The sequence below is a fragment of the Enterobacter cloacae complex sp. 385G4 genome, from assembly GCF_057320665.1.
This window is the reverse complement of record NZ_JBXWDD010000008.1, coordinates 22,160-33,983: the sequence shown is the minus strand read 5'-3', so window position 1 is coordinate 33,983 and position 11,824 is coordinate 22,160. Positions and strand designations below refer to the sequence as shown.

At 52.9% G+C, this 11,824-nt stretch carries 11 protein-coding genes, 6 tRNA genes and 1 other RNA gene; 7 read left to right on the top strand and 11 right to left on the bottom strand.

The window, feature by feature from the left end; genetic code table 11:
* The first annotated feature begins 1 nt into the window (after position 1).
* On the top strand, positions 2 to 217 hold the full coding sequence (locus AC2FAJ_RS18345; protein WP_003861328.1) for a DUF3820 family protein: 216 nt from the start codon (positions 2 to 4) through the stop codon (positions 215 to 217).
* Here AC2FAJ_RS18345 and AC2FAJ_RS18340 read toward each other — a convergent pair.
* Positions 214 to 1,209, bottom strand: coding sequence for a bile acid:sodium symporter family protein (locus AC2FAJ_RS18340; RefSeq protein ID WP_485454390.1), 996 nt, complete (start codon positions 1,207 to 1,209; stop codon positions 214 to 216). The two genes, AC2FAJ_RS18345 and AC2FAJ_RS18340, sit on opposite strands and share 4 nt — an antisense overlap.
* Before the next feature lie 89 nt (positions 1,210 to 1,298).
* On the opposite strand from AC2FAJ_RS18340, the gene AC2FAJ_RS18335 reads away from it, so the two are divergent.
* Positions 1,299 to 2,234 (top strand): LysR family transcriptional regulator, encoded by a 936-nt coding sequence (locus tag AC2FAJ_RS18335; RefSeq protein WP_041908810.1) that lies wholly within the window; start codon positions 1,299 to 1,301, stop codon positions 2,232 to 2,234.
* On the opposite strand, the gene AC2FAJ_RS18330 is transcribed toward AC2FAJ_RS18335, so the two are convergent.
* The 6 genes from AC2FAJ_RS18330 to AC2FAJ_RS18305 form a co-directional block, all read right to left on the bottom strand.
* Positions 2,231 to 2,569: a FlxA-like family protein gene (locus AC2FAJ_RS18330; protein ID WP_041908812.1), complete on the bottom strand. Its 339-nt coding sequence runs from the start codon at positions 2,567 to 2,569 to the stop codon at positions 2,231 to 2,233. The genes AC2FAJ_RS18335 and AC2FAJ_RS18330 overlap by 4 nt on opposite strands.
* Positions 2,570 to 2,694: 125 nt before the next feature.
* Positions 2,695 to 2,823, bottom strand: a non-coding RNA gene (locus tag AC2FAJ_RS18325) — RtT sRNA.
* Positions 2,824 to 2,849: 26 nt separating this feature from the next.
* Positions 2,850 to 2,925, bottom strand: a tRNA-Lys gene (locus AC2FAJ_RS18320).
* Positions 2,926 to 2,929: 4 nt separating this feature from the next.
* Positions 2,930 to 3,005 (bottom strand) — tRNA-Val (locus AC2FAJ_RS18315).
* Between the two features lie 29 nt (positions 3,006 to 3,034).
* Positions 3,035 to 3,110: transfer RNA gene (locus AC2FAJ_RS18310), tRNA-Val, on the bottom strand.
* A gap of 41 nt (positions 3,111 to 3,151) precedes the next feature.
* A tRNA-Val gene (locus AC2FAJ_RS18305) sits at positions 3,152 to 3,227 on the bottom strand.
* A 258-nt stretch (positions 3,228 to 3,485) separates the two neighbouring features.
* Between AC2FAJ_RS18305 and gltX the strand changes: the two genes are divergently transcribed.
* Positions 3,486 to 4,901, top strand: coding sequence for a glutamate--tRNA ligase (gene gltX, locus AC2FAJ_RS18300; RefSeq protein WP_045631029.1), 1,416 nt, complete (start codon positions 3,486 to 3,488; stop codon positions 4,899 to 4,901).
* Positions 4,902 to 4,953: 52 nt separating this feature from the next.
* Here the strand turns inward: gltX and AC2FAJ_RS18295 are convergent, their stop codons facing one another.
* Positions 4,954 to 5,337 carry a YfeC-like transcriptional regulator gene (locus AC2FAJ_RS18295; protein WP_032644902.1) on the bottom strand — a complete coding sequence of 128 codons (384 nt, stop codon included), beginning with the start codon at positions 5,335 to 5,337 and terminating at the stop codon, positions 4,954 to 4,956.
* Between the two features lies 1 nt (position 5,338).
* Positions 5,339 to 5,701 carry a YfeC-like transcriptional regulator gene (locus tag AC2FAJ_RS18290; protein ID WP_047364140.1) on the bottom strand — a complete coding sequence of 121 codons (363 nt, stop codon included), beginning with the start codon at positions 5,699 to 5,701 and terminating at the stop codon, positions 5,339 to 5,341.
* 217 nt (positions 5,702 to 5,918) lie between these two features.
* Between AC2FAJ_RS18290 and AC2FAJ_RS18285 the strand changes: the two genes are divergently transcribed.
* The 3 genes from AC2FAJ_RS18285 (at position 5,919) to AC2FAJ_RS18275 (ending at position 8,516) form a co-directional block, all read left to right on the top strand.
* Positions 5,919 to 5,994 (top strand) — tRNA-Ala (locus tag AC2FAJ_RS18285).
* Positions 5,995 to 6,035: 41 nt separating this feature from the next.
* Positions 6,036 to 6,111 (top strand) — tRNA-Ala (locus tag AC2FAJ_RS18280).
* A 215-nt stretch (positions 6,112 to 6,326) separates the two neighbouring features.
* Positions 6,327 to 8,516: a sensor domain-containing phosphodiesterase gene (locus tag AC2FAJ_RS18275; RefSeq protein WP_045631031.1), complete on the top strand. Its 2,190-nt coding sequence runs from the start codon at positions 6,327 to 6,329 to the stop codon at positions 8,514 to 8,516.
* Between the two features lie 43 nt (positions 8,517 to 8,559).
* On the opposite strand, the gene AC2FAJ_RS18270 is transcribed toward AC2FAJ_RS18275, so the two are convergent.
* On the bottom strand, positions 8,560 to 9,747 hold the full coding sequence (locus AC2FAJ_RS18270; protein ID WP_008501591.1) for a NupC/NupG family nucleoside CNT transporter: 1,188 nt from the start codon (positions 9,745 to 9,747) through the stop codon (positions 8,560 to 8,562).
* Positions 9,748 to 10,093: 346 nt separating this feature from the next.
* On the opposite strand from AC2FAJ_RS18270, the gene AC2FAJ_RS18265 reads away from it, so the two are divergent.
* Positions 10,094 to 11,332 (top strand): Nramp family divalent metal transporter, encoded by a 1,239-nt coding sequence (locus tag AC2FAJ_RS18265; protein WP_045631032.1) that lies wholly within the window; start codon positions 10,094 to 10,096, stop codon positions 11,330 to 11,332.
* A 31-nt stretch (positions 11,333 to 11,363) separates the two neighbouring features.
* Here AC2FAJ_RS18265 and AC2FAJ_RS18260 read toward each other — a convergent pair whose 3' ends face one another.
* Complete coding sequence (locus tag AC2FAJ_RS18260; protein WP_041908820.1) at positions 11,364 to 11,702, bottom strand: DUF2502 domain-containing protein; 339 nt, start codon at positions 11,700 to 11,702, stop codon at positions 11,364 to 11,366.
* Positions 11,703 to 11,824 lie beyond the last annotated feature (122 nt).

The window sequence follows — 11,824 nt, the reverse complement described above, 5'->3', positions numbered from 1 at the left end:
CGTGGAGAAAGAGCAGCTCGTTGAGATCGCCAATACGGAAATGCCGTTCGGTAAATATAAGGGCCGCAGGCTGATCGATTTGCCGGAGGAGTACCTGCTGTGGTTCGCCCGCAAGGACGAATTCCCCGCCGGGCGCCTGGGCGAGCTGATGGCTATCACGTTACTGATCAAAACCGAGGGGCTGACCCAGCTGGTGCAGCCCCTGAAGCGTCCTTAAGCCTTCGCGGCGCGGGTCTCTTCCTGCGCCAGCTTTTCCGTCTGGCGCTTGTAGCGACGCGCCAGCACCGCGCAGACCATCAGCTGGATCTGATGGAAAATCATCAGCGGCAGCACCATCATCCCGATCACCGAGGTGGGGAACAGAATGTTCGCCATCGGGATGCCGTTCGCCAGGCTCTTTTTGGAGCCGCAGAAGACGATGGTGATCTCATCGGCTTTGCTGAAGCCGCATTTGCGCGCCACAAAAACGTTCACCGCAATGACAATTGCCAGCAGAACGAGGCTGACCACCACGATAAACAGCAGCGAGCCTGCGCCCACCTTATGCCAGATCCCGTTCACGACCGCTTCGCTGAAGGCGGAATAGACCACCAGCAGGATCGACGACTGGTCGGTTTTGGAGATCCATTTCTTATGCTTCGCCACGAACGCCCCGGTCCACGGACGCGAGAGATGGCCCAGGACAAACGGCAGCAGCAGCTGCAGGCAGATTTTACCGACCTGCTCAAGGTTACCTTCCGCGCCGTGCATGTTCATCAGCAGGCCCACCAGCAGCGGGGAGACGAAAATCCCTAACAGGCTGGATGCCGATGCGGAGCAGACCGCGGCTGCCACGTTCCCTCCGGCAAGAGAAGTAAAGGCAATGGCAGACTGCACGGTGGCCGGGAGAATACAGAGGTACAGGAAACCGGTGTAGAGCGCCGGATCGACGTTAACCGGTGCCCACCAGGCAAACAGCACCCCGAGGCTCGGGAACAGAATAAACGTGCTGCACATCACCCAGAGGTGCAGTCGCCAGTGGCTACCGCCAGCGATAATCGCTTCGCGGGAGAGCTTTGCGCCGTGCATAAAGAACAGCAGTGCGATGGCGGCTGTCGTCAGTCCCTCAAAAAAAGGGACGAAACCGCCGCGAGCAGGGAAGAACGAGGCCAGTAAAACGGTGGCCACCAGGGTGAGCGTAAACGGATCAAGAATACGAAATAGTTTCATAATGACTCCTGAAAACAGATGTCGCTATTGTGCTTTTTTCCATTTGAGAAATAAAATTGATTTATTGCATCCATTCATGAATTAAACAGATGAATTATTCCCTACGCCAGCTTCGCATTTTCGTCACCGTCGCCCATGCCCGCAGCTTTAGCCGGGCAGGTGAAATGATCGGCCTGAGCCAGTCGGCGGTCAGCCACAGCGTGAAGGAGCTGGAAAACCAGACCGGCGTTAGATTGCTTGACCGCACCACGCGTGAAGTGGTCCTGACCGAAGCGGGGCAGCAGCTGGCCCTGCGTCTTGAACGGCTGCTTGATGAGCTGAACAGCACGCTCAGAGACGTGGGGAGGCTGGGGCAGCAGCTGTCGGGCACCGTGCGGGTTGCGGCCAGCCAGACGATATCCGCGCACCTTATCCCGCAATGTATTGCCGAGGGAAACCATCGCTATCCTGATATTGATTTTGTCCTGCATGACAGACCGCAGCAGTGGGTGCTGGAGAGCATCCGCCAGGGGGATGTGGATTTTGGTATTGTGATCGATCCTGGCCAGGTGAGCGATCTGGAATGCGAAAGCGTTCTTTCTGAGCCTTTTTTGCTGCTCTGCCGTGACGACGACCCGCTGGCAGCGTTGCTAGAGGTCAGCTGGCAGTCCCTGCAGGGGGCGAACCTGGTTTTACAGGATTATGCCTCAGGCAGCCGCCCGCTGATTGATTCCGCGCTGGTGAATCAGGGCGTTAAGGCAACGATCGTGCAGGAGATTGGTCATCCGGCCACGCTGTTTCCGATGGTGGAAGCCGGAATTGGCATCAGCGTGTTGCCCGCTCTGGCGCTTCCCCTGCCGCAGGGAAGCCAGCTGGCGGTGAAGCGGCTGACGCCCGTTGTCGAACGAAAGCTGATGCTGGTGCGGCGAAAAAATCGTTCGCTCTCGGGTGCGGCGCAGGCCATCTGGGAAGTGGTGCGTATCCAGGCACAACGATTAACCGAGGCCCGCATACGCGATCCACTGTTTAACGCATCAGACGATTAGATGTAGATATCAATCTGATTAGTGTCTGACGGGCTATTCACGCCTTCTACTTTGCCCAGTTTTTGATCCTGCTTCTTCTGAGCTTCTTCGGCCTGCTGGCGCTGCAGTGCGGCGAGCTGTGCCTGCAGCACTTTGATCTGGGTCTGAATCAGTTCCTGCTGCTTCTTCTTCTCATCTGCACTGCCGGGGCTGTTTGCCAGCTCTTTTAACTGCTGGGTCAGCTTTTTGATCTTGTCGAGAATGCGGGTGATTTGCGCAGAGATATCGTTACTGCTCGAAGTGCCACTCGCGCCGCTGGTTTGAATCTGTTGGGTTGAAGCCTGAATGGTCGTCATACTTTTTCCTCGCGTTATAAAACAGAGGTATCGGCACCGACGGGATTAGCTTGAGGAAAATGCGGCAGGTTCATATTTTTATATCGCAGATAGCAAAAAAGCGCCTTTAGGGCGCTTTTTTACATTGGTGGGTCGTGCAGGATGACTCGCTTCGCTCGCCCTTCGGGCCGTCGCCGTAAACGGCTCCGGTGCCTCACTGCGTTCGGCTCGAACCTGCTGCAGGTTCGAATCATCCAGATCGCAGATAGCAAAAAAGCGCCTTTAGGGCGCTTTTTTACATTGGTGGGTCGTGCAGGATTCGAACCTGCGACCAATTGATTAAAAGTCAACTGCTCTACCAACTGAGCTAACGACCCGAAATGGTGGGCGATGACGGGCTCGAACCGCCGACCCCCTCCGTGTAAAGGAGATGCTCTACCAACTGAGCTAATCGCCCATTTCGGAACTGCTGTGATAAGGTGAGAATGGTGGGCGATGACGGGCTCGAACCGCCGACCCCCTCCGTGTAAAGGAGATGCTCTACCAACTGAGCTAATCGCCCAATCTCAATTCTTATCTACACTGCGAGTCTACCGAAGTAGATGGTGGGTGATGACGGGCTCGAACCGCCGACCCCCTCCGTGTAAAGGAGATGCTCTACCAACTGAGCTAATCACCCCCGCTGTGTGGAGTCGCATTATAGGGAGAGTTGAAAATGAGTCAACGCATTTTCTAAAGTTTTTATTCGTTCGTCGTAAAATTAAACAAAACGATCGCAAAACGGGCGGTGGCGCATGATTTCTAAACAAAAACAGCAAACTCCGCCACGATAAAGGGATCGACATTGAGGAATCCCCCCACAGTGATAGAATATTGCCCATCGTTTTTTCCCCGGGATTTGCCGATTGCCGGCATCTTTATAACGTAAGGCCATTTCATGAAAATCAAAACTCGCTTCGCGCCGAGCCCGACAGGCTATCTGCACGTCGGTGGTGCTCGTACTGCTCTCTATTCCTGGCTTTTTGCACGCCACAACCAAGGTGAGTTCGTGCTGCGTATAGAAGATACCGATCTTGAGCGCTCCACGCCGGAAGCAATTGAAGCCATTATGGATGGTATGAACTGGCTGAACCTGCAGTGGGACGAAGGCCCGTATTTCCAGACCAAACGTTTTGACCGCTATAACGCTGTTATTGATGAGATGCTGGTCGCGGGCACGGCGTATAAGTGCTACTGCTCCAAAGAGCGTCTGGATGCGCTGCGTGAAGAGCAGATGGCGAACGGTGAAAAACCGCGCTATGACGGCCGATGCCGCCACGACCACAGCGAGCATGCCGCTGATGAGCCATGCGTGGTGCGTTTTGCTAACCCGCAGGATGGCTCGGTGATTTTCGACGACCAGATCCGTGGCCCGATCGAATTCAGCAACCAGGAGCTGGACGATCTGATCATACGCCGTACCGACGGTTCCCCAACCTATAACTTCTGCGTCGTGGTTGATGACTGGGATATGGAAATTACCCACGTTATCCGTGGTGAAGACCATATCAACAATACCCCACGCCAGATCAACATCCTGAAAGCGCTGAATGCACCTGTTCCGGTCTATGCGCACGTCTCCATGATCAACGGCGACGACGGTAAAAAGCTGTCTAAACGTCACGGTGCGGTCAGCGTCATGCAGTATCGCGACGACGGCTATCTGCCGGAAGCGCTGCTGAACTATCTGGTGCGTCTGGGCTGGGCTCACGGCGACCAGGAGATCTTCAGCCGCGAAGAGATGATCGAACTGTTCTCTCTGAGCTCTGTGAGCAAATCTGCCAGCGCATTCAACACCGACAAGCTGCTGTGGCTCAACCATCACTACATCAATACCATGCCGCCGGAATATGTGGCGACTTACCTGCAGTGGCACATTGAGCAGGCAAACATTGATACCCGCACTGGCCCTGAGCTGGCGGACCTGGTAAAACTGCTCGGCGAGCGCTGCAAAACGCTGAAAGAAATTGCCGAAAGCTGCCGCTATTTCTATGAAGAGTTTGATGAGTTCGACGCCGACGCCGCGAAGAAGCACCTCCGCCCGGTTGCGCGTCAGCCGCTGGAAGTGGTGCGTGACAAGCTTGCTGCGCTCACCGAGTGGACCGCTGAGAATGTGCATCACGCCATTCAGGCGACTGCAGACGAACTGGAAGTGGGCATGGGCAAAGTCGGTATGCCGCTGCGCGTTGCGGTGACCGGCGCGGGTCAGTCTCCGGCGCTGGACGTGACTGTCCATGCCATCGGCAAGTCACGCAGCGTGGCGCGCATCAACAAGGCGCTGGATTTTATTGCAGAACGTGAAAATCAGCAGTAATTAAGCCATCTATAAGAAAAACGGCAGGGTATCCTGCCGTTTTTTTTGCCTTTTATTCGGCAATACCCAGACGAGCAAGAAAACCGCGTATTCCTTCGCGCTTCAGTAAGGTATCCAGACGCTGCTGTTCAAGCTCAGTCATACTCTCCAGCGTTTCGATAATGCCCGGACGCAGACGTGAAGGCTGTTCATTGTAGGATGAGGCCACCTCAGCCAGATGATAAACCGCCTGGCGGTTACGGATAGCCGGGAGGCTCATAATATGCTCCTTCACGCGTGCATCAACGTGAATGAGCCGCGCCCGACCGCCTTTTACGCCATTGAGTCCTTCGGTTTTCCACCCCTGCTGCCGTATCCAGCGATTTACCGTTTGTCTGGCAACACCCAAATTCTCCGCCAGCTCTTCCGTGGTCATTTTGCTACGTAGTCTTTTCATATTAATTCTGGTCGCGAATCCCTAAACGTTGCAACAAACCGGTAATCCCTTCCCGCAATAGTAGCGATGTCATCTGCTTCTGCTCTTCCGGCGTCATTTCATTGGCCAGCGTCAGGAGTAGGGTATGAAGTGAACCGTCAGTGCTGATGCCGTCAGGCACAGCGGATGTTTCCGTTGCCCGGCGTGCGCTGCGGATAAAGTCACGCACCTTTTCGTTCACATGCACCAGGCGCGCTTTTCCCCCCTGGACACCGGGCTTGGGCGACGTTATCCAACCCTCTTTGCGTACCCATTTATTGATGGTCTGTCGGCTATAGCCAGTGAGCAGGGCTAACTCTTCCGGCGTCATTCGTTCCTTGATCATTCAATTTCCTGAATATTCGTGGGGTTAATTAACGGCTCATTTTATAGCACCGTTTTACGTGAAAACGTGACAGGCTTAACTCATGACTGCGAGCAGGCTCGCAAAGTGATTCATTTGCATGATTTTTCGGCGATTGAACCGCGGCTATTGATTTTGCCGTTGACACTCCGCGGCGGAATTCATATTATGCCGCCCGTCAACATGACAGCTTTACGATGGGGCTATAGCTCAGCTGGGAGAGCGCCTGCATGGCATGCAGGAGGTCAGCGGTTCGATCCCGCTTAGCTCCACCAAACTCTGAACCCAACAGAGTGTGGTTAGTAAAGTCACATGTGGGGCTATAGCTCAGCTGGGAGAGCGCTTGCATGGCATGCAAGAGGTCAGCGGTTCGATCCCGCTTAGCTCCACCAAAATTTTAAACCCTCGTCAAAAGACGAGGGTTTTTTTTATGTTTTTGTAACACCCCTCAACGTATTTTGTTGCCAAAATGGTTTTTTTCCATATCCCACCTCAACCGAAATCAATAAATCAGTCTATAAATAGACTTCAACTTGATTCGCGTAATTAATAAACCTATTATCCATGCGGTCAATGATATGAATGGATAATAATCTCCCACAGCTTAATGAATAGAAAATCGTATAATAATGTAAAGATATTTATAATTGCTCTGGCGATCTGTCTGATTGCGGTTCCCGTTTCCCGTTATCTCTCCCCGCGTGCAATTGTTAATGAACACGACGTTTATTTAGCGTGGCTCCCGTTAAGCGTTATGCTGGCGATTATGCTGTTATTGGGGCGCCGCGGTATTCTGCCTATTCTGATAAGTTTTATGGTTGCTAATATATTTAACGTTAATTTAGCACCACTACAATATTCAGTATTACTGTTCTGTCAGACTTTCTCCGTATTCGCTGCCTGCGGTGTTCTGCGCCTTCTGCTGGGCCGGCGATGGCGCTACTGTATGCCCAACAGGCACATTGGGTTACGCATATTTTGGCTCGGCTTTATGGTGCCGATAGGCATTAAAATGTCGATGTATCTCGCTGGCTATTTCTTTGATTTTCCGGTCACAATCTCAACTTTCTTCGGCGAAGGAACGGTAATTTATAACGTTGTTGATATTCAAAGCCTGATATGCGCGGCGATGATTTTTACCATGATGTTCTATTATCCGTTAAGAATGATTATTAATCCTCGTTATGCCATCAAGTTCTGGCGGCGAAGTGTGAAGCCCGTGTTTTTACACAAGAAATCATTATATATATTCGTCTGGCTGATGCTGTTAATCGCCATCATCGCAATTTTATGTGCGCCTTTTGAGTCGCCTGTTATTGCGGGCTATTTGATGCCGATAATTTTCATTCTCTTTACGTTAGCGATTAGCCGTCTGAGCTACGCGCTTATCTCTCTGCTGTGGGCCACCTCTGCGCTTCTGCTGTTGACCTACAACTACAACTTTCTAAACGGAGTGGAGTCGGGCCATTCGCTCTCCTTTATCCTGTCGGTACTGATCTCATTTGCTATCTGCCTGCTTTATATGTCGCGTATCTATCAGCGAAGCGAATGGTTGAAGCAGGGCTGGCAGGACAGAGCGCTCACCGATCCGCTGACAGGATTACCCAACATTCGTGCGCTGGAAGATTTTCTCCTCGACCACCCGGATGCCAAAGTGTGTTGCCTGAGAATGGATAATCTGGAGTTTTTGAGCCGCCATTACGGCATTCTCATGCGGGTGCACTGCAAACGAATGATCACGTCCTCTCTCCAGCCGCTGTTGCAAAAAGATGAGACGCTTTTCCAGCTGCCGGGAAGCGAGCTGGTGCTGGTATTGCTTGGGCAGGGAACGGCCGAGCGCCTCCAGCATATGGTTGATAGGCTGAACAGCCGTAAGATTTTCTGGAACAATACCGGGCTGGATATCGAATTTGGCGCGTCCTGGGGAATGGTCGAAAACGGTGAGAAACTGCACCACACGCTGGGGCAACTGAGCTGGCTGGCCGAGCAATCCTGCGGAGCGCACAACGTTCTTGCGCTGACGAATAGCCTGGAAGCTGCATCAGGACAAACAACGGAGCGTGTCCTGATGCTGGCGCGGATTAAGCACGCCCTGGAGGCGGGGCAGTTCCATTTGTATGCGCAGCCGATCCAGAAGGCGGACGGTAGCGGGTACTACGAAATTCTGGCGCGTATGGAGAGCGAGGGCGAGATCATCACCCCTGACCGCTTTATTCCCCTGATTGCCCAGTTCAACCTCAGCCACCGGTTTGATATGTGCGTCATGGAAAAATTACTGCTGTGGCTGCGCGATCACCCAGCGACGCAGGCTGGCGCCCGTTTCTCTGTCAATCTGATGCCGCTTACGCTGATGCAAAATGAGGTGGCGACTGAGATTTGTGCGCTCTTTGAACGGTACGGCGTTGCGCCTCAGGCTGTCGTGATTGAGATCACCGAAGAGCAGGCCTTCTCCAATTCCGGCTGCAGCATCCACAACATTCAGCAGCTGCGGGATTACGGTTTCAGGATTGCCATCGATGATTTTGGTACCGGCTACGCCAACTACGAGCGTCTGAGACGCCTGCAGGCAGACATCATTAAAATTGACGGCTGTTTCGTGAAAGATATTTGTACTGATGATATGGACGCAATGATCGTCCAGTCGATATGTAATCTGGCGAAGACGAAATCACTGTGCGTGGTGGCCGAATATGTTGAGACGCCAGCGCAGCGGGAGATGCTGCTACGCTTCGGCGTGGACTATCTCCAGGGCTACCTGATAGGCAAACCCAAACCGCTGGAAGAATTGCGGGCATAAAAAAACCGGGAGTAAGACTCCCGGTTTTTTTTTACGGTAAACGTTACAGAACCAGCGCAGCGATAGAAGCAGACAGGACGCTCACCAGGGTGGAGCCGTAAACCAGTTTCAGGCCAAAGCGAGAAACCACGTTACCCTGTTCTTCGTTCAGGCCTTTAATCGCACCGGCGATAATACCGATGGACGAGAAGTTCGCGAAGGAGACCAGGAATACAGACAGAATGCCTTCCGCACGTGGAGAGAGCGTGCTGGCGATTTTCTGCAGATCCATCATCGCAACGAATTCGTTAGAAACCAGTTTGGTCGCCATGATACTGCCCACCTGCAGCGCTTCGTGAGCTGGAACACCCATCACCCATGCGACAGGGTAGAAGATGTAGCCCAGGATGCCCTGGAAGGAGATGCCCAGCACTGCGGCGAACAGGGCGTTCAGTGCGGAGATCAGGGCGATAAAGCCGATCAGCATCGCGGCAACGATAATCGCCACTTTGAAACCGGCCAGGATGTACTCACCCAGCATTTCGAAGAAGCTCTGACCTTCGTGCAGGTTAGACATCTGGATGTTCTCTTCGCTGGCGTCAACGCGATACGGGTTGATCAGCGACAGAACGATAAAGGTGCTGAACATATTCAGAACCAGCGCTGCAACCACATATTTAGGCTCCAGCATGGTCATGTACGCGCCCACGATAGACATGGAAACGGTAGACATCGCGGTTGCCGCCATGGTGTACATGCGGTTACGGGACATTTTGCCGAGGATATCTTTATACGCGATGAAGTTCTCAGACTGACCGAGGATCAGGGAACTTACGGCGTTGAAAGATTCCAGCTTGCCCATGCCGTTTACTTTGGATAACAGGAAACCAATGCCACGAATAACGAACGGCAGAACGCGGATGTGCTGCAGAATACCGATCAGCGCGGAGATGAAGACGATTGGGCACAGTACCTTCAGGAAGAAGAATGCCAGACCTTCGTCGTTCATTTTACCGAAGACAAAGTTTGTCCCTTCGTTGGCGAATCCGAGCAGTTTTTCGAACATTTCGGAGAAGCCTTTCACGAAGCCGAGGCCTACGTTGGAGTTCAGGAAGAACCACGCAAGTAAAACTTCAATGACCAGCAGCTGGACAACATAACGAATACGAATTTTTTTGCGGTCTGTGCTGACCAGCAATGCGAGTGCAGTAACGACAACAAGTGCCAGGACAAAATGAAGGACGCGGTCCATATTTGCTCCAAATATGAGGCAGGTTTAATTTTCGTGCACATTCTATGTAACAAGCGAAAAGAAAACGAGATCAGGGACACACTATAGTTACATCCTGTGACGAGTCTCAAAATTAGTGATCCACAATACATTTTTGTTATGTTAGGTAAATGAGTGAAAAGTTAAGTTTGTGTGCTACGCTTCACAAATGACCGCGCATTTTCACATTCTGTGATGTCGCACCACCTGCCCATCTATTGTTCTTAGCTATCAGAGAAATCATTTTAAACACTCTAAATGATCTTGATAATCATTCTCATTTTGATAGCATTAAACATAGCAAAGGCTATATTTCCAGAGGCAGATAATGACAAACAGTCGCGTAGAGGGTAGCAGTGGTAGAGCCGCGCGCAAGTTGCGGTTCGCATTAATGGGACCTGCTTTTATTGCTGCCATCGGCTATATCGATCCGGGTAATTTTGCGACCAATATTCAGGCCGGGGCCAGTTTCGGCTATAAGCTGCTGTGGGTGGTCGTCTGGGCAAACCTGATGGCGATGCTGATTCAGATGCTCTCTGCAAAACTGGGGATTGCCACGGGTAAAAACCTGGCGGAGCAAATTCGCGACCATTATCCCCGTCCGGCGGTGTGGCTCTACTGGGTTCAGGCGGAAATTATCGCCATGGCAACCGATCTCGCTGAATTTATCGGGGCAGCGATTGGCTTTAAGCTGATTCTGGGCGTGTCGCTGTTACAGGGAGCGGTGCTGACCGGGATTGCCACATTCCTGATCCTGATGCTGCAACGTCGGGGTCAAAAACCGCTGGAGAAGGTCATTGGTGGCCTGCTGCTGTTTGTTGCTGCGGCGTACATCGTCGAGCTGATTTTCTCACAGCCGAATCTGGCGCAGCTCGCGAAAGGCATGGTGATCCCAAGCCTGCCAACCTCGGAAGCGGTTTTCCTGGCCGCCGGGGTCCTTGGGGCGACCATTATGCCCCATGTCATTTATTTGCACTCCTCGTTGACCCAGCATCTGCACGGCGGGACGCGTAAAGAACGCTACTCGGCAACCAAATGGGATGTGGCAATCGCCATGACCATCGCGGGTTTTGTGAATCTGGCGATGATGGCCACCGCAGCCGCCGCTTTCCACTTTAACGGTCATACTGGTGTCGCCGATCTCGACCAGGCTTACCTCACGCTCGAGCCGTTACTGAGCCATGCTGCTGCCACGATATTTGGTCTGAGCCTGGTTGCCGCCGGTCTCTCCTCCACGGTGGTGGGGACGCTGGCAGGACAGGTGGTGATGCAGGGATTTGTTCGCTTCCATATTCCATTGTGGGTGCGTCGTTTTATCACCATGCTTCCGTCGTTTATCGTGATTATGATGGGGCTCGATCCAACGCGAATTCTGGTGATGAGCCAGGTGTTGCTGAGCTTTGGTATTGCGCTGGCGCTGGTGCCGCTGCTGATTTTCACCAGCAATAAAACTCTGATGGGCGAACTGGTTAATACGACGCTGGTGAAACGGGCCGGGTGGGCCATCGTGGTGGTCGTCGTGGCGCTGAACTTGTGGTTGTTGGTGGGAACCGCGCTGGGTCTTTAACAAAAAAGGAGCCGCAGGGGCTCCTTTTGGATTAATGATGATGGCCGTGACCATGACCTTTGCCGCGACCCCAGCCGCGACGGTCGTCACGATCCCGCCAGCCTTCACGGTAACCGCGCTCATAGGCGTTGTCTTTATACCAGCCGCGGTGTCTGCCGTTGTCATGTTTCCACCAGCGATCGCCGCGCCACTCATAGTGACGGTGCCAGTAATCACGGTCGCGCCAGTAGCCACCGTCCCAGTATCTGCCGTAGTCGTCACGATCGCCAATTTGTAATTTTACTGATGGCAACAGGGTGATTTCGCCCGCAGTGGCGACGAGCGGGGCCGAAGCCAGTAATACCGCTGCAAGAATCAGTGACCTGAACATACTCTTTCTCCTTCACGATCGGGGCCTTCGTGGGGCCTGTTAACGCAATATTACGAGTTGGTAAAGGCTCGTTTCATCGCCTCAACTCCGAATTCCCGAGGGAGAGCACTTTTTGCTAAAAG